Source organism: Inquilinus sp. CA228, assembly GCF_052078665.1.
Lineage (GTDB): Bacteria > Pseudomonadota > Alphaproteobacteria > DSM-16000 > Inquilinaceae > Inquilinus.
Genome location: NZ_JBQJIK010000044.1, coordinates 15,958 through 35,916 on the forward strand (window position 1 = coordinate 15,958; position 19,959 = coordinate 35,916).

The 19,959-nt window shown below is 70.8% G+C and carries 15 protein-coding genes; 9 read left to right on the top strand and 6 right to left on the bottom strand.

What is annotated here, in order from left to right:
- The first annotated feature begins 471 nt into the window (after window positions 1-471).
- Entirely contained in the window at window positions 472-1,464 is a 993-nt protein-coding gene (locus ACTOWL_RS21590; protein WP_441323341.1) for a hypothetical protein, read from the top strand.
- Window positions 1,465-1,553: 89 nt separating this feature from the next.
- Here the strand turns inward: ACTOWL_RS21590 and ACTOWL_RS21595 are convergent, their stop codons facing one another.
- Window positions 1,554-3,140: a helicase HerA domain-containing protein gene (locus ACTOWL_RS21595; protein ID WP_441323342.1), complete on the bottom strand. Its 1,587-nt coding sequence runs from the start codon at window positions 3,138-3,140 to the stop codon at window positions 1,554-1,556.
- Window positions 3,141-3,659: 519 nt separating this feature from the next.
- Here ACTOWL_RS21595 and ACTOWL_RS21600 point away from each other — a divergent pair.
- Window positions 3,660-4,706, top strand: a complete 1,047-nt coding sequence (locus tag ACTOWL_RS21600; protein ID WP_441323343.1) for a LysR family transcriptional regulator — start codon at window positions 3,660-3,662, stop codon at window positions 4,704-4,706.
- Between the two features lie 82 nt (window positions 4,707-4,788).
- On the opposite strand, the gene ACTOWL_RS21605 is transcribed toward ACTOWL_RS21600, so the two are convergent.
- Window positions 4,789-5,943, bottom strand: coding sequence for a porin (locus ACTOWL_RS21605; protein WP_441323344.1), 1,155 nt, complete (start codon window positions 5,941-5,943; stop codon window positions 4,789-4,791).
- 271 nt (window positions 5,944-6,214) lie between these two features.
- Window positions 6,215-7,369, bottom strand: a complete 1,155-nt coding sequence (locus ACTOWL_RS21610) for a porin (RefSeq protein WP_441323345.1) — start codon at window positions 7,367-7,369, stop codon at window positions 6,215-6,217.
- Between the two features lie 334 nt (window positions 7,370-7,703).
- Between ACTOWL_RS21610 and ACTOWL_RS21615 the strand changes: the two genes are divergently transcribed.
- The gene (locus ACTOWL_RS21615; protein ID WP_441323346.1) at window positions 7,704-9,293 is read left to right on the top strand and encodes a gamma-glutamyltransferase family protein; all 1,590 of its coding nucleotides are present in this window, start codon (window positions 7,704-7,706) and stop codon (window positions 9,291-9,293) included.
- 89 nt (window positions 9,294-9,382) lie between these two features.
- Entirely contained in the window at window positions 9,383-10,120 is a 738-nt protein-coding gene (locus ACTOWL_RS21620) for a creatininase family protein (RefSeq protein WP_441323347.1), read from the top strand.
- Here ACTOWL_RS21620 and ACTOWL_RS21625 read toward each other — a convergent pair.
- On the bottom strand, window positions 10,093-11,853 hold the full coding sequence (locus ACTOWL_RS21625) for a VanW family protein (RefSeq protein WP_441323348.1): 1,761 nt from the start codon (window positions 11,851-11,853) through the stop codon (window positions 10,093-10,095). The genes ACTOWL_RS21620 and ACTOWL_RS21625 overlap by 28 nt on opposite strands.
- Window positions 11,854-12,001: 148 nt before the next feature.
- Here ACTOWL_RS21625 and ACTOWL_RS21630 point away from each other — a divergent pair, with 148 nt between their 5' ends.
- The 3 genes from ACTOWL_RS21630 (at window position 12,002) to ACTOWL_RS21640 (ending at window position 14,956) form a co-directional block, all read left to right on the top strand.
- Window positions 12,002-12,958: a GlxA family transcriptional regulator gene (locus ACTOWL_RS21630; protein WP_441323349.1), complete on the top strand. Its 957-nt coding sequence runs from the start codon at window positions 12,002-12,004 to the stop codon at window positions 12,956-12,958.
- A gap of 107 nt (window positions 12,959-13,065) precedes the next feature.
- The gene (locus ACTOWL_RS21635) at window positions 13,066-13,989 is read left to right on the top strand and encodes a 3-keto-5-aminohexanoate cleavage protein (protein ID WP_441323350.1); all 924 of its coding nucleotides are present in this window, start codon (window positions 13,066-13,068) and stop codon (window positions 13,987-13,989) included.
- Entirely contained in the window at window positions 13,979-14,956 is a 978-nt protein-coding gene (locus tag ACTOWL_RS21640) for an L-carnitine dehydrogenase (protein ID WP_441323351.1), read from the top strand. The genes ACTOWL_RS21635 and ACTOWL_RS21640 overlap by 11 nt, the downstream gene beginning before the upstream one ends.
- Before the next feature lie 124 nt (window positions 14,957-15,080).
- On the opposite strand, the gene ACTOWL_RS21645 is transcribed toward ACTOWL_RS21640, so the two are convergent.
- Both ACTOWL_RS21645 and ACTOWL_RS21650 read right to left on the bottom strand, forming a co-directional pair.
- Entirely contained in the window at window positions 15,081-16,205 is a 1,125-nt protein-coding gene (locus ACTOWL_RS21645) for a lipase family protein (RefSeq protein WP_441323352.1), read from the bottom strand.
- Window positions 16,206-16,282: 77 nt separating this feature from the next.
- Complete coding sequence (locus ACTOWL_RS21650) at window positions 16,283-17,215, bottom strand: DMT family transporter (RefSeq protein ID WP_441323353.1); 933 nt, start codon at window positions 17,213-17,215, stop codon at window positions 16,283-16,285.
- Window positions 17,216-17,462: 247 nt separating this feature from the next.
- Here ACTOWL_RS21650 and ACTOWL_RS21655 point away from each other — a divergent pair, with 247 nt between their 5' ends.
- On the top strand, window positions 17,463-18,560 hold the full coding sequence (locus ACTOWL_RS21655; protein ID WP_441323354.1) for a hypothetical protein: 1,098 nt from the start codon (window positions 17,463-17,465) through the stop codon (window positions 18,558-18,560).
- 121 nt (window positions 18,561-18,681) lie between these two features.
- Window positions 18,682-19,926: a glycerate kinase type-2 family protein gene (locus ACTOWL_RS21660; RefSeq protein WP_441323355.1), complete on the top strand. Its 1,245-nt coding sequence runs from the start codon at window positions 18,682-18,684 to the stop codon at window positions 19,924-19,926.
- The last annotated feature ends 33 nt before the right edge of the window (window positions 19,927-19,959 follow it).

Sequence of the window (19,959 nt, forward strand, 5' to 3'; positions counted from 1 at the left end):
GCCAGCAACACCAGCGATCGTCTGCACCGAGCCGCCTGCAGCTAGGTCCGCTCAGGGAAAAGGCCGGTCAACGTCCGGTTATCGGCACTCAGCCGGACCAAAGTAGGCCGCGAAGAGGCCGGATCCGAGGGATTTAAACGCCGACCGGTTTGAGGCGTAAGGGCAATGGCCGAAAATGGCGCGGCCCAGATGCGTCTGGAGCGTTGCCCTGAGGTCCGGTGTCACCACCGCTGATCGCTGAGGTGTTGTCCAGAACCGGGCGCCCCGTCATCCACAAGCGCGCGCCCGGCTATGGCCGAGCCGGTGTCGGGCTCGGTGATCTCTCCGGCGCGGTCTCGTGAAGAAGAACCGTCATGGCGAGCCCCGCAGGGGCGTGGTCACCCGGGCGGCTTCGGCCCCTGAGATGCCGCGACGATTCAAAGAGTTGCGGTTTCGCTTGACTCTAAGTTCCTGTTTTGTTCTAATGCGGGAATGGTCGATGGCACCACCAGGTTCAGGACTCTCTTCGCCGCTTCGCCGGCCACGGACGAGGCCGACCTCGCGATGCTGTCCCGCATGGCCCATGTCGCCGAGGCGCTGGCCGTGGGTTTCCAGGCCCAGGGCATGACCGCCCTCAAGGCCGGCGATCTCGATCGCGCCGGCACTGCCGAGACCCATTTCAGCAATCTCTTTCTCGGCATCCGCCGTGCCATTGCGCTGAAGGCCAGGCTGCGCCAGCAGCGCGAGGAGGCACAGCGCAAGGCCGCGGCCCAGAAGGACCGGCGGCAGGACCAGAAGGATCGGCGGCGCCGCGCCGTCGGCGAGCGCGTCTCCCGCGCCATCGCCGCCGGCAAGCCCGAGGCCCGCGAGCGGCTGACCACCGAGCTCTGGGAACGGCTCACCGAGGACGAGCGCATCGACGTCGACCTCGCCGACACCGCTTTGCCGATCGAGGCCCTGATCCGGCGCCTCGCCCGCGACATCGGCCTCTCCCGCCAGGCCCTCGCCGCCGCTCTCGGGCCGAAGGCCGATCCGGCCGGCGCCGGCCCGAAGCCATGGGACGAGGTCCCCGGCCAGGCCGCCCCTCCGCCCCCGCCGCCGCGCAAATACGACTATACCCCCGGAACCTACCGCACCATCCCGGCCGCCGACCTCGGCCTGCCAGGGGACGCGATCTACAACCTCAACACCACCACCGGCGAGATCTTCGCCCCCGGCGGCAAGCTCTTCCGCAAGCTGGACGACCGGCCGCCCGATCCCGGCGGCGCCGCGCCGCCCACGCCCGATTCCCAGCCGCCGCCGGCCGAGCTCGATCCGGACGAAGCCGAATTCCAGCGTCAGGCGGCCTATGCCAAGCAGCACGGCCGCACCCTGCTCAGGCCGCCCGCCCTGGCGCGGCGCCTGGGGTTGCCGGAGCATGGGACAGCCGACGGCAGCCCCGCCCCCGGCCTCGGGAACCGGAGCGCGGCGGACAAGAGGCCGTGAGCAGCGGATGCCGCGAGGCCGCCATCAGGTGGCCTCGCCGGCTGCGTTTCCGATTCGGCGACCATCGAGACGTCAAGGGGCGCAGCCTCTCAGGAGAGGGGCGGAACCGTTTCGGTTTCGTCGGCCGTGGCGCGATCCTCGCCGGCCGCGGCAGCGTCGCGATCGGCCACGGTCCTCGCCGGTGCCTCCTCCCGCGCATTCGGGTCGCCGGGCGCGGTCTCGCAGCCCAGGTCCGGCAGCGCCACGATGCGGTGGCCACCGCGCCCCGAGGTGCGGCAGACGATGAAGTTGCGCTGCTCCATATAGGACAGCAGGCGCCGGGTGCGGCCGACCGACTGGGTGCCGTAGGCGCGGGCGATGGTGGCGTCGGACGGGCAGGGGGCGCCGGCCATCGCCGCCCTGACCAGCAGCAGGAAGATGCCCTGCATGTCCTCCGGCAGCTCCCGCGCCAGCCCGGTCGCGTGCTGCCAGGCCGGGCTCTCCGCCGTGTCGGTGTCGACCCCGGCCCGGGCCACGGCCAGCCGGCCGCGGAAGCCGGCGAGGTCGAGCGCCGGGGCGCTGCGGCTGCCGACCCGCTGGATCCGGCAGCGCACCAGGAAATCCTGGTACAGCACCGCGATCGGGCGGAAGGCCGAATCCTCCGCCGCCACCAGGTCGCGCAGCACCGCGTCGATCGCGGCGTCGCGCTCGGCCTGGGTCATCGCATCCTCCTCCGCCGCCGGGGCGGTGTCGGGGCGGCTGCGGATCAGCTGGGCCAGCAGCTCGGCGGTCGATTGCTGCGGCTGCGGCGGCGGCCGCGTCGGCCGCGGCATCGGCGGCTCGGACCCGGCGGCCCTGAAGATCAGCTCGTGCACATCCTCGGGCGGCGCCTCGGGCATCGGCAGCAGCTTCGGGCTGGCCGAGCGCGCGCCGGTCTCGACCGCGCCGATGCGGATCTCGATCGGCCGGCGCGACAGGGCCGGGCCGAGGGCGACGAAGCGGCCGCGGCCGAGGTCGCGGAACATCTCGGCCTGGCGCCGTTCCAGCCCCAGCAGGTCGGCGGCGCGGGCCATGTCGATGTCGAGGAAGGTGCGGCCCATCAGGAAGTTCGAGGCCTCGGCCGCGACGTTCTTGGCCAGCTTGGCCAGGCGCTGGGTGGCGATCACCCCGGCCAGGCCGCGCTTGCGGCCGCGGCTCATCAGATTGGCCATGGCGCCCAGCGTCGCCTTGCGCGCCTCCTCCGACACGTCGCCGGCCGCGGCGGGGGCGAACAGCTGGGCCTCGTCCACCACCACCAGCACCGGGTACCAGAGGTCGCGCTCGGCGTCGAACAGCCCGTTCAGGAAGGCGGCGGCGGCGCGCATCTGGGAATCGATGTCGCAGCGCTCCAGGTTCAGCACGGCGGAGGTGCGGTGCTGCCGCACCCGGCCGGCGATGCGGTACAGGTCCTCGTCGGACCGGTCGCCGTCGACCACGATATGGCCGAAGCGGTCGGCCAGGCTGATGAAGTCGCCCTCGGGGTCGACCACCACCTGCTGCACCCAGGGCGCGCTCTGCTCCAGCAGGCGGCGCAGCAGATGCGACTTGCCGGAGCCGGAATTGCCCTGCACCAGCAGCCGCGTCGCCAGCAGTTCCTCGAGATCGATCATGGCCGATGTCCCGTCGGACAGCGTTCCGATGTCGATTTGAACCGTCATCACCCCTCCGCACATCGCGGCCCCGTCCTCCGGGGAGGGCGGGGCCGGGCATGGTCTATCACGACCGGACGGGCGGGGGGCAACCCGATGGGGCAGGTCAGGGTCCCGGCGTGCCCGGACCCGCCGACCGACCGCAGAACCATATCAATAATGGATAGCGTGATGCGGGAACCGGATCCGCGACAGGCCGGGACGCCGGCGATCGGTGCTGCGGTCGGGCGGGCAATGCGGCCGGCCAGCAAGGGTTGCGACCCGGTCGCAGCCCATTCGGTCCCGCCAACCGCCTGAGAAACATCGGACAATTCCCGGTCCGGGGCGGTGGAACCGCTTCACCTCCGCGCTTGACTCTCACCGGTCCCCGTCTGAGCATCTGTTCACAAAATGAGCATAAGATCATGTTCACCCCACCGGCAGACACCGCCGCCCATACGGCATCGGTCTCCGCCGGCAGGGAGTGACATTGCCACAGAGCGGCTTTGGAGCCTTCGCCCGCTCCCTGTCTGGAAGAGGGAAGACTGCATGCTTGAAGGTGTTTTCACGCCGACGGCTTCGGCGCCACAGGCCTTGATCACCGGCGACCGTTATCCGGCGCCGCAGCGGCCGGCGATGAATCTGGCCTCGGTCGACCTGAATCTGCTGGTGGCGCTGGAAGCGCTGCTGGAACACCGCAACGTCACCCACGCCGCCCAGCATGTCGGCCAGAGCCAGCCGGCGATGAGCCGGGCGCTGGCCAGGCTGCGCGGCATGTTCAACGACGATCTCCTGGTCCGCACCTCGACCGGCCTGGCGCCGACGCCGCGGGGCGAGCGCCTCGCCACGCTGCTGCCATCGGTGCTGGGCGCGATTCGCGAGATCGTGTCGAGCCGCAGCTTCGCGCCGGAGGAGTGGCGGTCGAAGGCGACGATGGCGATGCCCGACCATCAGGCGCTGGTGCTGCTGCCGCGCCTGCTGCCGCGGCTGCGCGATCGCGCGCCCAATCTCGACGTCGTCACAGATCCGCTCCTGGCCGGCGCGCTGCGGCGGCTCGAGCTGGGCGAGATCGACCTGGCCGTCGGGCAGATCGGCGACACCCCGCCCGGCTATTTCCGGCGCAGCCTCTATTCCGACCGCTTCGCCTGCCTGCTGCGGCAGGATCACCCGGCCCTGGCGCAGGAATGGACCATCGAGCGCTTCTCGACCCTGCGCCACGCCGTGATCGCCTCGGGCTCCGAGGACGGCTTCGGCCAGGTCTATGACGGGCTCGCCAAGCTGGACCTGCCGGACCGCGACCCGATCCTGGTGCCCAACATGCTGACGGCGCCGGCGATGATCGCCGAGACCGACCTGGTGCTGACCGTGCCGCACCGCGTCGCCACCCGGGTTGCTGCCATGCTGCCGCTGGCGGTGGTCGAGCCGCCGCTGGAGCTGCCGCCCTACGAAGTCGCGCTGATCTGGCACGAACGGCGCCATCGCGACCCGGACCACAGCTGGCTGCGCACCGAGATTGCGGCGGCGGCGCTGGCGGCGGTCCATGGCGGTCGCCGGTCCTCCGACCCGATCGAGTTGCGTAGCGGGGCGGCCTCCTGACGATGCCGTTCCCGAAAGCGGAGAGGGCGGCCCCTGGCGCCGCCCTCTCCTTCGCTCGGTCGGTCAGGAAGTCGGTCTTCGATCAGAAGGCGAGCACCACGCCGGTGGTCAGCGCGGTCGCCTCGTAGTCCTGGCCGGTGCGGAACTCGTTCCGCTCATAGGCCAGTTCGGTGAAGCTGCTGAGGCCCGGCGCGAAGTTGTAGAGGAACGAGCCGATGACGCTGTGGTTGGCCTGCAGGTCGGCGCCGTCGGTGAAGGAGGACTCCAGCTCGTTGCCCTTCTCCGCCGTGGTGTAGGAATAGCCGACCGAGACGACATACGGGCCGCCGTAATAGGACAGGTCGCCGGTGATCGAGTCGATCGCCTTCTCGGCCCGGAAGGTGCTGGCGAAATGCACCCAGTTGACGCTGCCGGCGAAGCCGCTGGAATGGACGATCTGGCCGCCGAGGCTGTAGGCCTCGTAGTCGTCATTGCCGCTGACGCCGTTGCCGGTGCCGGCCGATCCCCGCACCACCACCGTCGTCCCGTCGAACGTGTTGGTGTAGTTGATGCCGGCGGTGACGATGTTCTCGTAGCGGGCGCTGCTGTCGTCGAACAGGTCGTTGCGGCCGCCATTGCCGGCATGGCCGTTGCCGCCGGCGAGCGGCGTGAAGTCGACGCCGATGGAGAAGCCGGAGAAGCTCGGCGAGGTGTATTTGACCTTGGTGTCCTTGCCGTTCAGCCCGCCGATGCCGTAGCTCGGATCCACGGCGTAGAAGGTGTCGGAGCCGCCGAACAGGTTGAACTTGCCGTCCAGCCCGTCGCCCCAGCCGGCGCCGAGGCCGAGCTTGCCGTTCAGCGTGTCATGGGCATAGACGTAGCCGAAATCGGCGATGGCGTAGGGCGCGTCGCCGAGGGTGACCGTGCCGAAGTCGCTCTTCACGTAAAGATAGGTGCGGTCGATCGTGACGTCGTTGCGGCGATCGACGTTGTTCATACGGATGCGGGCGCCGTATTCCAGGCCGGAATCGGTGACGTTCTTGACGTCGAACTGCAGCCGCGCATTGGACACGAAGTCGTAGTCGCGGTCGAAGGTGTCGTCGGCGGTGTTGCTGAGCGACAGGCCGGCCATGAAGCCGATCCAGCCGCTGATCTTCAGCGACAGGCCCGAGGTGACGTTCGCATCCGCCGCCTGGGCAATACTCGTCCCTCCCGCGGCGGCCGCAAGGCCCACCCCGAGCAACAAAAACTTCCGCATTTTTACTTCCCCTCGCGTGTCGGGTGTGGCGGTTTCGCAGTCGAAACGCCGACCCGCCTCTGTCACGGCGAGGCTTATACAAAACGGTAAATTTTAAAATCAATCACCGGCCACGGCAAAACGGTGGATTGTCGGCAAACTTCATAAAATGGTCATGCAGGAATGCTGTCCGAAGGCGGTGCTTCGGGCAGTGGGTTGTGCCGGCGTCGGCAAGAGGAAGGGCGGCCCCTGGCGCCGCCCTTCAAGTCTGCCGGGACCTCTCGGCGATCGATCAGAAGGAGAGGGACACGCCGGTGGTCAGCGCGGTCGCCTCGTAGTCCTGGCCGGTGCGGAACTCGTTCTTCTCATAGACCAGCTCGGTGAAGCTGCCGAGGCCAGGGGCGAAGTTGTAGAGGAACGACAGGGAGGCGCTGTGGTTGGCCTGCAGGTCGGCGCCGTCGGTGAAGGTGGATTCCAGCTCGTTGCCCTTCTCCGCCGTGGTGTAGGCGTAGCCGACCGAGATGACGTACGGCCCGCCGTAGTAGGACAGGTCGCCGGTGATCGAGTCGATCGCCTTGTCGGCGCGGAAGGTGCTGGCGAAGTGCACCCAGTTGACGCTGGCGGCGAAGCCGCTCGAATGCACGATCTGGCCGCCGAGGCTGTAGGCCTCGTAGTCGTCATTGCCGCTGACGCCGTTGCCGGTGCCGGCCGAGGCCCGCGCCACCACCGTCGTCCCGTCGAACGTGTTGGTGTAGTTGACGCCGCCGGTGACGATGTTCTCGTAGCGGGTGGTGCTGTCGTCGAACAGGTCGTTGCGGCCGCCATTGCCGGCATGGCCGGGGCCGCCGGCCAGCGGCGTGAAGTCGATGCCGAAGGAGAAGCCGGAGAAGCTCGGCGAGGTGTACTTGACCTTGGTGTCCCGGCCGTTCAGCCCGCCGATGCCGTAGGTCGGGTCGAAGGCGTAGAAGGTGTCGGAGCCGCCGAACAGGCTGAACTTGCCGTCCAGCCCGTCGCCCCAGCCGGCGCCGAAGCCGAGCTTGCTGTTCAGCGTGTCATGGGCATAGACGTAGCCGAAATCGCCGATGGCGTAGGGCGCGTCGCCGAGGGTGACGGTGCCGAACGCACCCTTCAGGTAGAGATAGGTGCGGTCGACCGTGACGTCGTTGCGGCGGTCGACATTGTTCATGCGGATGCGGGCGCCGTATTCCAGGCCGGAATCGGTGACGTTCTTGATGTCGAACTGCAGCCGCGCATTGGACACGAAGTCGTAGTCGCGGTCGAAGGTGTCGTCATCCGTGTTGCTGAGCGACAGGCCGGCCAGGAAGCCGATCCAGCCACTGATCTTCAGCGACAGGCCCGAGGTGACAGGCGTTTCCGCCGCCTGGGCCGCATTGATCCCTCCCGCGGCGGCCGCAAGGCACACCCCGAGCAGCAAAACCTTCCGCATTGCTCGTCCCCTCGATGACGGATTGTTGTCCTGTCTCGCGACGGCCGTCCCCCAGCCGAAGCGCGACGACCTTATGAGTGCCTGCAAATGAAGGCAATAGAGTTTTAGATAAAAAAGCCGAAATTCGAGCTGTATTGTGACGACTCTGTTAACAACTCAGACTAAATTCCAGCATGCGTGAATGTATGTAAATAAAATCCAGTCTCGAATGTATGTTTTGACTGGATCAGATGGGATCGTTGCCAGGCCGGGCCGAAAAGGCAGTCGGGTGCGGTTGCCAACGCCCGCCGGCGCCGATATCAACCAGGGGTTCGAACGGGAAAGGGCGCGGGACATGCAGCGGGATTTCGGCCAGCCGGGGCGCTCGGCGCTGATCGCGGGCGAGGCGGCGATCGCCACCTCGCACCCGCTGGCCTCGGCCGCGGGGCTCGAGGTGCTGATGGATGGCGGCAACGCGGTCGACGCGGCGCTGGCAGCGGTCGCGGTGCAATGCGTGGTCGAGGCCCACATGACCGGCATCGGCGGCGACTGCTTCGTGCTCTACGCCCCGGCCGGACGCGACGCGCTGGCGCTGAACGGCAGCGGCCGTGCCCCGCGCGCGGCCTCGGCGGAGGCGCTGGCGGCCCAGGGCCTGACGGCGATCCCGCAGCGCAGCCCGCATGCGGTGACGGTGCCGGGCGCGATCTCGGCCTGGTGCCGGCTGCATGCCGAGCACGGGTCGCTGCCGCTCGACCGGCTGTTCGCCCGCGCCATCCTGTATGCGGAGCAGGGCTATCCGGTGGCGCCGCGCGTCGCCTGGGACTGGGCCGAGGATGCCGGCTTCCTGGCCGGCGACGCCGGCTGCCGCGCCGTGTTCCTGCCCGGCGGCCGGATCCCGGCGGTTGGCGACCGGCATGCCCAGCCGCGCCTCGGCGCCCGGCTGCGCGACATCGCCGCCCATGGCGCCGCCGCCTTCTACGAGGGCGCGGTGGCGGAGTCGCTGGTCCGCCTCCTCAAGGCCCAGGGCGGGCTGCACACGCTCGACGATTTCGCCGCCGGCCGCGAGGTCGCCAACTGGGTCGATCCGATCCGGCTCGACTATCACGGCACCGAGGTGGTGGAGTGCCCGCCGAACGGCCAGGGGCTGGCGGCGCTGATGATCCTCGGCCTGCTGTCCGGCGAGGATCTGGCGATAGAGATGCCGGAGGCTGACCGCATCCACCTGCACGCCGAGGCGACCAGGATCGCCTATCACCACCGCGACGCGCTGATCAGCGATCCCGACCACATGCCGCACGACCCGCGCATCCTGCTGTCGGAGGAGGTGCTGGCCCCGCTGCGCCGGCGGATCGACCCGAAGCGCGCCGGCCGCCCGGCCCTGTGGACCGAGCCGGAGCACCGCGACACCATCTATCTCTGCGTCGTCGACCGCGACGGCAACGCCGTTTCCTTCATCAACTCGATCTTCGACAGCTTCGGCAGCGGGCTGCTGGATCCTGAGACCGGCGTGCTGCTGCACAGCCGCGGCCGGTCCTTCCGGGTCGAGCCGGGGCATCCGAACGCGATCGGGCCGGGCAAGCGGCCGATGCACACCATCATCCCCGGCCTGCTGCGCCGCGGCGGCCGCACCGCCGGCGTGTTCGGGGTGATGGGCGGGCACTACCAGGCGGCCGGCCAGGCCCAGTTCGTGTCCTCGATCATCGACCGCGGCCTCGACCCGCAGGCGGCGCTGGACCTGCCGCGCAGCTTCGCCTTCGACGGCGAGCTGCAGCTCGAGCCGCGGATCGGCGAGGACGTGGCGGCGGAGCTTGCCGGCCGCGGCCACACGGTCGCGCGGCGGGACGAGCCGCTGGGCGGCGGCCAGGCGATCCTGATCGACCATCAGCGCGGCGTGCTGATCGCCGGCTCCGACCCCCGCAAGGACGGCTGCGCGCTGGGGATTTGACGATGCCCGGGCGCTGATCGGCGCGCTTTCCAAGGAACTCCTGGGCCGTTGCCGGATTGGACAAGGCGACCCCAGGGAACGGAGGACCCATGCAGCTTCAGCTCAGCTCCTGGCCGGAGATCGAGGCCTATCTCGAGACCTCGCGCGGCGCGATCATGCCGATCGGCTCGACCGAGCAGCACGGCCCGAACGGGCTGATCGGCACCGATGCGCTGTGCGCCGAGGGCATCGCCCGCGGCGTCGGCGACAAGACCGGGGCGGTGGTCGGCCCGACCATCGGCGTCGGCATGGCGCATCACCACATGACCTTCCCGGGCAGCATGACGCTGAAGCCGTCGACCCTGGTGCTGGTGATCCGCGACTATGTGATGGCGCTGGCCGAGCACGGCTTCGACCACTTCCTGTTCGTCAACGGCCATGGCGGCAACATCGCCACCATCCAGGCCGCCTTCTACGAGATCTACTCCGAGCGGCGGGCCCTCGGGAGCCCGTCGATCCGCTGCCGCCTGGTCAACTGGTGGGACAATCCGGCCGTGCAGCGCCTGTCGAAGGAGCTGTACGGCGTGGCCGAGGGCAGCCACGCCACGGCCAGCGAGGTGGCGGTCACCCAGCACCTGTTCCCCGACCACATCAAGTCGGCCGAACTGGACCCGCCGATCGCGCCGTCGGGCCGGTTCTACGACGCCGTCGACTACCGCCGCCGCTTCCCGGACGGCCGCATCGGCTCCAACCCCGGCCTGGCGACGCCGGAGCACGGCAGGCAGTTCTACGATGCGGCGGTGGCGGCGATCTCCGGCACCTATGCGGAGTTCCTGGCGGAAGTCTGAATCTGCTGGGGCGCGTCGCCCAGCGCCTGCAGCAGCGCCTCGCGCAGGGCCGCGGCATCGTCCTCCGGCACCAGGGTGACGCCCGGTCCCGCGTCGATGCCGCAGGCGGCGGTGGCGATCACCGGGATGCCCAGCGCCATGGCGCGCAGCAGCGCCCGCGGCTGGTGCTCGACGATCGCCGGCAGCACCACCGCGGCGACCGGGTCGGGCCAGGCGCCGGCGGGCAGGGGCCGTGCCGCGACATTGCGCCAGAACGGGCCGGCCTGCTCGCGCGCCCGGCCGGTCACGGCGAGGTCGATGTCCAGCCCCTCGACCGCCTCGCGCAGGGCATAGGCGCCCTTGCGGCCCAGGGCCGAGGCCGGGAACAGGATGGTGCGGCCGCCGATCGCGGGCCGTGGCGCCGTGGCGACGTCCGGCAGCGCCCAGTCCAGATGCACCGCCCGGTCCGCGAAGCGCGCGGCGATGCCGCCATGCGGGGTGTAGAGGCGGGCGGCCGCAGCCAGCGCCTCGGTCTCCGCCGCGACGATCTCGTCCGGCGCCCGGAAATCGCCCAGCGTCGGGCTCTCCGGATGGCGGGCCAGGGCCCGGTCCAGCCGGGCCTGCAGCGCCGCCAGCGGCCAGCGCTCCATCAGCACGTCGAAGCTGCGGCCCTGCAGGCAGCCGAGGCGCCAGAGATGCGGCAGCAGCCCCTGGCCGACCACCAGATGGGTGTGGCGATAGGACAGGCGGCGGGCATAGGCCTCGGCCAGCCGCCGGTCGAAGCCCAGCATCGCCCGGGGCAGCGCGCCGCCCACCGCCGGCAGGCGGCGCAGCGCCCGGGCGCGGGCCAGCGCGACCAGGGTGGCGCGGCTCTCGCCGCCCGGCAGCTCCGGCCAGGCATAGCGGGCCCGCCAGCGCATCGGCAGGAACAGCTTGTCCTCCGGCCCGGCCTGGGTGCGCAGCAGCGCCGCGAATTCCGGCCAGCTTCCGTCGACCAGCCAGGCGGTCGGCCGCCGGGTGATCTCCGGACCCTTCGGCAGGTGATGGCTGCAATCCTCATGGGCGCAGCCGACGCAGTCATTGGCGGCCTCGCGCAAGGCCGGGAAGGCGACCACGACACCGGACGCCGCGGCGGCGGCGCTGCGGAAGCGGAGCTCCAGCTCCGCCCCGGTCAGCCGCGCCTCGATGCGGAAGGCGGAACGGCTGCGGACGCGCAGGTCGACATAGTTCCAGAACACCGTGGCGTCGCGCCCGGCGGCGGCGCGCGAGCCCGGCACCAGCCGGCTGTGGGCGTGGCGCTCGACGATCTCGAAGCCCGCGGCCAGCGCCGCCTCGTACAGGCCGTTCGACAGCTGGCACAGCCCGCCGCCGGTGCTGGCGACCAGGCAGCCCTCGCGCAGCTCGCGCCCGGCGACGAAGCCGCGCCGGCGCGTGGCGCGGCCGATCTGGCGCCAGAAGCTGAACACCGCGCCGGCCGGCACCTCGACGCCGTCGAGGGCGCGCAGGGCCAGGCGCAGATTGTGGATCTTGCCGGCGGTCAGGTCGTGCTCGGCGGCCCCGACCGGCCCGGACCACAGCGGCGAGCGGATCTCGGCGACGATGGCGGTATCGCACAGCGTGTCCGCGCGCGGATGGCGCGCCGGCCGGCGGCGGATCTCGCGCAGGGCCCGGCCGCCGCGCAGCAGCGCCGCCTTGGCGCCGAAGACCAGCGCGTCCCGCCGCGACGGGACTTTGTGATCCGCTGGCGCTGCCATTCTCGCTGCTGCTCCCGACCCCGACGACAGGGGCAGTGAAGCAGCGGAAGATGGCCGGACGATGTCGCGCCGATGGCAGCTGCACGCGTGCACTTGACGTCCGGGCCCGCCGGCTTGATGAAAGGCGACGCTTCCGATCGGGCCCGCCATGACCGACGCCTCCCGCCGCATCGGCTTCCTGCTGCTGCCGCAGTTCTCGATGATGGCCTTCGCCTCGGCGATCGAGCCGCTGCGCGTCGCCAACCGGCTGTCGCGGCGGCAGGTCTATCACTGGACCATCTTCTCCGCCGATGGCTTGCCGGTGCCGGCGTCGAACGGCCTGCCGCTGCCGGCCGACGCCGTCGCCGGCAGCGCCGACGACCTGCCGATGCTGATCGTCTGCGCCGCCTTCGAGCCGCTGGCGGCCGTCACTCCGGCGCTGATCCGCTGGTTCCGCCGGCTCGACCGCGCCGGCGCGGTGCTGGGCGGCATCGACACCGGCTGCTTCGCGCTCGCCGCCGCCGGGCTGCTCGACGGCTACCGCGCCACCGCGCATTGGGAGGCGCTGGACGGCTTCGCCGAGCAGTTCCCGCGAGTCGAAGCCCGCGCCTGCCTGTTCGAGACCGACCGCCGCCGCCTGACCTGCGCCGGCGGCACCGCCGCGCTGGACCTGATGCTGCAGATCATCCGCATGGACCATGGCGCCCGCCTGGCGGCGGCGGTGTCGGAGCAGTTCATCTACAACACCCTGCGGCACGCCGAGGACCGGCAGCGCCTGTCGGTGCCGCGCCAGCTCGACATCCGCGACAGCCGCCTGGCCCGGATGGTCGAGATCATGGAGCGCAACGTCGCCAGCCCGATCGCGGTCACCGCCCTGGCTCGCACCGTCGACATGTCGCCGCGCCAGGTCGAGCGGCTGTTCGCCCTCCATCTCGGCAAGGGTCCGCAGGGCTTCTACCAGTCGCTGCGGCTGCAGCGGGCACGGTCGATGGTGCAGTATTCCGACGACCCGCTTTTGGAGGTCGCGGTCGCCTGCGGCTTCGGCAGCTACGAGCATTTCTGCCGCTGCTACCGCCGCGAATTCGGCGTGCCGCCCAGCCGCGACCGGCGCGCCTCCGCCGCCTAGCGGAAAGCGTCAAGGCTTTGTCGCTCCCGATCAAGGTCCGGGCGGTCGCCCGGGCGTAGCCTCGTCCCAGCGGCCGGTGCGCCGGCGATACGGGGAGGCGGTAAGCAATGGCCCTGCAGACTGACATCAACCGGCGCGTGATCGTGACCTGCGCCGTCACCGGCGCCGGCGACACGGTGGGCAAGCATCCGGCGATCCCGGTGACGCCGCAGCAGATCGCCGACGCGGCGCTGGAGGCGGCGAAGGCCGGCGCCACCGTGGCCCATATCCATGTCCGCAACCCCGAGACCGGCAAGGCCAGCCGCGACCCGGCCCTCTACCGCGAGGTGGTCGACCGCATCCGCTCCTCCGGCGTCGACATCATCATCAACCTGACCGCCGGCATGGGCGGCGACCTGGTGATCGGGCCGCAGGACAACCCGACGAAATTCGGTGCCGACACCGACCTGGTCGGCGGCATCGACCGCCTGCCGCATGTCGAGCAGCTGCTGCCGGAGATCTGCACCCTCGACTGCGGCTCGCTGAACTTCGGCGACGGCTCGCTGGTCTATGTCTCCACCCCCGACATCCTGCGCCAGCAGGCGAAGCGGATCCAGGAGCTCGGGGTGAAGCCTGAGCTCGAGATCTTCGACACCGGCAACCTCTGGTTCGCCCGGCGGATGGTGGAGGAGGGGCTGCTCGACGCGCCGCCGCTGTTCCAGCTCTGCCTCGGCATTCCCTGGGGCACGCCGCCCGACCCGCGGATGATGCTGGCGATGCGCGACATGCTGCCGGACGGCGCGGTCTGGGCCGGCTTTGCCATCGGCCGGCTGCAGCTGCCCTTCGTCGCCCAGGCGGTGCTGCTGGGCGGCCATGTCCGGGTCGGGCTCGAGGACAACCTCTATCTCGACAAGGGCGTCTATGCCTCCAACGGCAGTCTGGTCGAGCGGGCGCGGACCATCATCGAGGCGATGGGGTCGAAGGTGATGACTCCGGCCGAGGCGCGCAGCCATCTCGGCCTCAAGCTGAAGGGGCAGGCCCATGCCGCGTGAGATCAGGACCTTCGGCATCGTCGGCGGCGGCGTCATCGGCAGCGGCTGGGCCGCGCGGGCGCTGGCCCGCGGCCTCGACGTCGTCGCCTGGGACCCGTCCCCGGCCGGCGAGCAGGCGCTGCGCGACGCCGTCGCCAATGCCTGGCCGGCCCTGACCCGGATCGGCCTGGCCGAGGGCGCAAGCCCGGACCGGCTGGCGGTTGTCAGTTCGGCCGAGGCGGTCGCCGCCTCATCCGATTTCGTGCAGGAGAGCGCGCCGGAGCGGATCGAGCTGAAGCGCAAGCTGCACCACGCCATGGCGGAGGCGGCGCCGGCCGACGTCATCCTCGGCTCCTCCTCCTCCGGCCTGCTGCCCAGCGAGATCCAGGAGGGGGCGCGGCATCCGGAGCGGATCGTCATCGGCCATCCGTTCAACCCGGTCTACCTGCTGCCGCTGGTCGAGGTGGTGGGCGGCAAGCAGACGGCGCCGGAGACCATTAAGACCGCCTCGGCCTTCTATGCCTCGCTCGGCATGAAGCCGCTGCATGTCCGCAACGAGATCGACGGCTACATCGCCGATCGCCTCTTGGAGGCGCTGTGGCGCGAGGCGCTGCACCTGGTCGCCGACGGCATTGCCACCACCAAGGAGATCGACGAGGCGATCTGCTTCGGCGCCGGCATCCGCTGGGCCTTCATGGGCACCAACCTGACCTACCACCTCGCCGGCGGCGAGGGCGGCATGAGGCATATGCTGGAGCAGTTCGGCCCGGCGCTGGAGCTGCCCTGGACCAAGCTGGTGGCGCCGAAGCTGACCGGCACCCTGATCGATCGCATGGTCGACGGCACGCGCGAACAGGCCGGCGGCTGGCCGGTGAAGAAGATCGAGCGCTGGCGCGACGAGCGCATCATCCGGATCCTGCAGGCGCTGGAGGCCGCCGACCGCGACACCGGCCACCCGACCTACGATCCGCGGCCGGGCCAAGCCTGAGCCGCCGCCCGATCCCCGCGCCCGCGGGGATGGCGCGGTCGGATTGGTTGCGAGCCCCGGCCGTTGTTCGCCTGACTCCGCCCGGCCGGATCCCGATCCGGCCGGGCGTTCTTTCTGCTCAGGATCAGCGCGCGCCGCCGGGCCGGAGGGCCACCTGGCGCGACGCGGCCAGGAAGGCCTTCAGCCGCGCGGCATACTCCGGATCGCCCGAGACCGTGCGTGCGGGCGGCGGCCGGCGGATCGCCGCCGTCGCCATCCTCCGTCGCGCCATCGCGACCTCGCCCTCGGTCACGGAGGTCCCGCCGAGCAGGTTCATATAGGTCGTGGTCTCGTGCTGCTGCAGCACCTCGTCGAGCCAGGGGCCGAGCGGGTCGTTGGGATCGGTCGTCAGCCAGGCGCCCGGCAGCGCGACGCTGTCCGGAATGTCGGCATAAGAGACGCCCCAATAGTCCAGCCAGAAATAGTAGCCGACGATCGCGCTGGCGATGATGGTCGGCGCCAGGATGTCCGGGCCGACATCGTCATAGATCAACGGGATCCCGAGCAGCTCCGCCATCGCCTTGGGGACGATGTCGAGCGTGTTGCGGTAGCAGGTCGCGGTCGGAAAGGCGCTGCGGAAGGCGTCGGCGAAGGCCTGGTTGCCGGCGGTCGGTCCCGCATACGTGGTCGGCACGATGGCGGGGGACAGGCCCTGCTCCGCCAGCTGTGCCTGCAGCCAGGGCGCCAGCACGGTGGTGACGCAGCCGCCCAGGCTGTGCCCGGTCACCTGCAGCGGCACCTGCGAGCTGGCGGCTTTGCCGTAGAAGCCTGCGAGGAAGCCGACCAGGGACTGCCCACCCGAGGTCATGCCGGCGACGCGGGACAGCGCGTCGGCGGTCCCGGCGGCTATCCGCGCGTCGCTCGGGGCGGCCCAGGGCGGCGCCTGCTGGCTGTCGGACCCGAGGTCCTCGACGATCTGGTTCCACAGCCCCAGCGGCGACATGTACCACATGTCCAAGTCCGTGCCGCGCACGACGACGGCCACGGACAGAGTCTGTCCCGTCGCGCTGCTGCGGACCGCGACATAGGCGAGGTTGGCCTGGGACGGGTCCTGCGCCGGTCCCCAGGCCAGCGACCAGTTGCTGCCGTCCGGCGCCGGCCAAGCCAGCGGAAAGCTGTCGTGGATGGTGGAAGGATCGAGATACGAGATCTGGCAGAGCTGAAGCAGGCTGATGCTCGCGGCATCGGCCGTTGCAGTCGGGATGGTCATGATGAATTCCTCGAATTAATAATAAAATTAGAGAAAGTGGCAAATATTATTATAGCAGAGAGATAATATTCTGAAAGCTACTTCACATGCGCCCGCAGGGTCCGGCCGCGGATGCGCTCGCGGTGCATGATGTACAGGCTGGAGGCGATGACGATGCCGGCGCCGAGCACGACGAAGGGCTCGACGGCGTTGCCGAAGAACAGGCTGCCATAGGCCAGGGCCCAGACGATCATGGTGTACTGCATCGGCGCGATGGTGCTGGCCGGCGCCAGCGACAGCGCCCGCACCACCAGGAACTGGGCGGAGCCCATCAGCAGGCCGGCGGCGCCGACCCGCAGCAGGTCGAACCAGCTCGGCAGCTTGAACACGAACAGCGCGACCGGCAGGCTGGTCACCAGCAGCCCCAGCATCACCGCCGTGACCATCACGGCGCGCTGCTCGTCCCGGCTGATCTTGCGCATGATCAGCACCACCCCGGCGCCGGTGAAGACCGAGCCCAGGGCGGACAGATGCCCCAGCGTCAGCGACGCGAAGCCCGGCCGCACCATCACCAGGATGCCCAGGAAGCCGACCACCACCGCGGCCCAGCGATGGGCCCGCACCTGCTCGCCCAGGATCGGGATCGACAGGATGGTCACCACCATGGGCGTGCAGAAGGCGATGGCGTAGACATCGGCCAGGGGCAGGGCGGAGAAGGCGTAGAAGCCGAAGATCGTGCCGATCCCGGCCAGGAGGCCGCGCGCCACGATCAGCCGCGGATGCGCCGCCCGCATCCGGCCGAGCCCGCCGTCGCGGCGCAGCATGATCAGAATCGGGATGCAGGCGAAGGCGACCTGCATCGGGATGATCTGGAAGATCGAATAGCTGGCCGTCAGCCCCTTCACCAGCGCGTCGCTGGACGCGAACATCAGGTTGGCGAACAGCGAGCACAGCACGCCGAGCAGCGGCGTCTCGACGCCGGAAACGGCCGCGCGGGCAGGGGGCGCCGTCGGCGCGTGCAAAGGGGCCATCGGGACAGTCTCGTCGCCGCGCCGCCAGAGTCGCATGGTCGTCTCGATCCCCTCCGGGGCGGCGGGTTGCCCGTCCTGCCCCGAATGTCAGACATACGCCTGTTGGCGGAAAACGGGTGGCGAAAGCCGGAAAGGCTGGCATGCGCGCCGGGCGGCCGTCGCGCAGCGGGGCGAGAGCGCGCGACGACGCCATAGGCGGAATGGGAAATCCGGGCTAAGAGGCTGCGGCATCATTCGGGTGAGAGCGATGATCGAGTTCGGTGTCGATGCGGTGCAGGTCGTGTTCAACCCGGCGGGCGGGCATCTGCACGATGTCGTGATGCGCTGGAACGGGCGGGAGATCCGGCCGCTGCACCGGGCGCCCTGGATCGACAGCGGCGAGGCGCTGCCGGACGACATCCCGCTCGGCCTGCGCAACCTGGCCGGCGACTTCTTCTGCGCCCCCTTCGCCGACAGCGACCTCGACGGCGCGCCCGGCCATGGCTGGACCGCCAACGGGCACTGGACTCTCGACGGCATCGACCAGGATTCCGGCGGCGTCACCGCGCGCTTCACGCTGCAGGAGCAGGTCTTCGGCGCCACCGTGCGCAAGGCGGTGACGCTGCGCCGGGGCCAGCCGATCGTCTACCAGCGCCATGTCTTCGAGGGCGGCGCCGGGGCGCTGCCGATGGCGCATCACGCCATGATCCGGGCTCCGGGCGGGGCGGCGCTCAGCTTTTCGCCCAAGGCCTTCGGCACGACCCCGCCGACGCCGGTCGAGCCCGATGCCGCGCGGGGGCGCTCCGTGCTGGCCTACCCGCAGCGCTTCGCCGGGCTCGACGCGCTGCGCCTGGCCGACGGGCGCATGGTCGACGCCTCGCGCTATCCCTTCGCCGACAGCCATGAGGACATCGTGCTGCTGGCCGAGGCGCCGGGCTCGGCGCTCGGCTGGTCGGCGGCGCTGGCCGCGCGCGAGGGGTTCCTGTTCTTCGGGCTGAAGGACCCGCGCCGCCTGCCCTTCACCATGCTGTGGATGAGCAATGGCGGCCGCGACTACCCGCCCTTCTCCGGCCGGCACCGCCATGTGCTGGGGATCGAGGAGGGCTGCATGTACCTGCATCTCGGCCACCGCGCCTCGATGCAACCGAACCCGCTGACCGCCGAGGGCTACCCGACCGCGATCGCGCTGGAGCCGGCGGGGCGGGTCGAGATCGCCTACGCCTTCGGGGCGGTGCCGGCCGAGCCGGGCTGGGACCGGGTCGAGGCGATCGCCCATGGCCCCGCCGGCCTCGACCTGCGCATCGCCGGCGGCCCGGCCGTGACGGCCGTGACGCTGCCCTTCGAGGCGGAGCGGATCGGGCTGTAGTTTTCTCGCAGGGTGGAACGCCCTGCCGCCGCCCGCCTGCGATTCGCGCTTGAACCGCGGCCGGTCCTCGCCTTCGATGGGCGGGCCGACCACTGGCCGATGTCGTAGGGAAAGAGTGTCCATGTCCGCGTCAGATCGCGCCGTCCTCGAGGCCCTGTTTCAGGCTGCGCTCAGCGCCGCCTATCCGGAGACGCGGATGCGACACCTGCTGCCGCAGCCGCCGACGGGCCGCACCATCGTGCTCGGCGCCGGCAAGGGCGCGGCGCGGATGGCCCGGGCCTTCGAGACGCTGTGGCCGCATCCCTGCGAGGGGCTGGTGGTCACCCGCTACGGCCACGGCACGCCGACCGAACGGATCGAGGTGGTCGAGGCCGCGCATCCGGTGCCCGATGCCGCCGGCCGCGCCGCCGCCCAGCGCATCCTCGACCTCGCTTGCGCCGCTGGGCCCGACGACCTGGTGGTGTGCCTGATCTCGGGCGGTGCCTCGGCCCTGCTGTCGCTGCCGGCCGAGGGGCTGACCCTCGAGGACAAGCAGGCGGTGAACAAGGCGCTGCTGCGCTCCGGCGCGCCGATCCAGGAGATGAACGCGGTGCGCAAGGCGATGTCCGCGATCAAGGGCGGGCGCCTGGCCGCGGCCGCGGCGCCGGCGCGCACCGTCACCTACCTGATCTCCGACGTGCCGGGCGACGAGCCGGGCGTGATCGGCTCCGGCCCCACCGTCGCCGGCGGCGCCGACCCGGAGACGGCGCTGGCGATCCTGCGCCGCTACGAGATCGCGGTGCCGGAGGCGGTCGAACGGGCGATCCGTGCCAATGCCGCGCCCGCTACGCTGCCGGCCGCCGATCTGCACATGCTGGCGACGCCGCAGATGGCGCTGGAGGCGGCGGCGGCGAAGGCGCGGCAGCTCGGCCTGGCGCCGGTGATCCTGGGCGACGCGCTGGAGGGCGAGGCGCGCGAGGTCGGCCGCGTCCTGGCCGGCATCGCCGAGCAGGCGCTGCGGCACGGCCAGCCGGCGGCGCGGCCCTGCGTGCTCTTGTCCGGCGGCGAGACCACGGTGACGGTGAAGGGGCAGGGGCGGGGCGGCCGCAATGTCGAGTTCCTGCTGGCGCTGACGCTCCAGCTACAGGGTCGGTCCGGCATTTCCGCCATCGCCTGCGACACCGACGGCATCGACGGGTCGGAGGACAATGCCGGCGCCTGGGCCGATGCGGCGACGCTGGCGCAGGGCAAGGTGCAGGGGCTCGCGGCAGCCGACTTCCTGGCGAACAACGACGCCTACAGCTATTTCGCGGCGCTCGACCGGCTGGTGGTGACCGGCCCGACCCTGACCAACGTCAACGACTTCCGCGCCATCCTGGTTCGGTAGCGCCGGGCGCGGCCTGGACAGCACGGCCGACAC

What these genes read in the sequence shown, in the direction of transcription:
- ACTOWL_RS21590 (WP_441323341.1), top strand. Translation starts at nt 472, where the DNA reads ATGGTCGATGGCACCACCAGGTTCAGGACTCTCTTCGCCGCTTCGCCG.
- ACTOWL_RS21595 (WP_441323342.1), bottom strand. Translation starts at nt 3,140, where the DNA reads ATGACGGTTCAAATCGACATCGGAACGCTGTCCGACGGGACATCGGCC.
- ACTOWL_RS21600 (WP_441323343.1), top strand. Translation starts at nt 3,660, where the DNA reads ATGCTTGAAGGTGTTTTCACGCCGACGGCTTCGGCGCCACAGGCCTTG.
- ACTOWL_RS21605 (WP_441323344.1), bottom strand. Translation starts at nt 5,943, where the DNA reads ATGCGGAAGTTTTTGTTGCTCGGGGTGGGCCTTGCGGCCGCCGCGGGA.
- ACTOWL_RS21610 (WP_441323345.1), bottom strand. Translation starts at nt 7,369, where the DNA reads ATGCGGAAGGTTTTGCTGCTCGGGGTGTGCCTTGCGGCCGCCGCGGGA.
- ACTOWL_RS21615 (WP_441323346.1), top strand. Translation starts at nt 7,704, where the DNA reads ATGCAGCGGGATTTCGGCCAGCCGGGGCGCTCGGCGCTGATCGCGGGC.
- ACTOWL_RS21620 (WP_441323347.1), top strand. Translation starts at nt 9,383, where the DNA reads ATGCAGCTTCAGCTCAGCTCCTGGCCGGAGATCGAGGCCTATCTCGAG.
- ACTOWL_RS21625 (WP_441323348.1), bottom strand. Translation starts at nt 11,853, where the DNA reads ATGGCAGCGCCAGCGGATCACAAAGTCCCGTCGCGGCGGGACGCGCTG.
- ACTOWL_RS21630 (WP_441323349.1), top strand. Translation starts at nt 12,002, where the DNA reads ATGACCGACGCCTCCCGCCGCATCGGCTTCCTGCTGCTGCCGCAGTTC.
- ACTOWL_RS21635 (WP_441323350.1), top strand. Translation starts at nt 13,066, where the DNA reads ATGGCCCTGCAGACTGACATCAACCGGCGCGTGATCGTGACCTGCGCC.
- ACTOWL_RS21640 (WP_441323351.1), top strand. Translation starts at nt 13,979, where the DNA reads ATGCCGCGTGAGATCAGGACCTTCGGCATCGTCGGCGGCGGCGTCATC.
- ACTOWL_RS21645 (WP_441323352.1), bottom strand. Translation starts at nt 16,205, where the DNA reads ATGACCATCCCGACTGCAACGGCCGATGCCGCGAGCATCAGCCTGCTT.
- ACTOWL_RS21650 (WP_441323353.1), bottom strand. Translation starts at nt 17,215, where the DNA reads ATGGCCCCTTTGCACGCGCCGACGGCGCCCCCTGCCCGCGCGGCCGTT.
- ACTOWL_RS21655 (WP_441323354.1), top strand. Translation starts at nt 17,463, where the DNA reads ATGATCGAGTTCGGTGTCGATGCGGTGCAGGTCGTGTTCAACCCGGCG.
- ACTOWL_RS21660 (WP_441323355.1), top strand. Translation starts at nt 18,682, where the DNA reads ATGTCCGCGTCAGATCGCGCCGTCCTCGAGGCCCTGTTTCAGGCTGCG.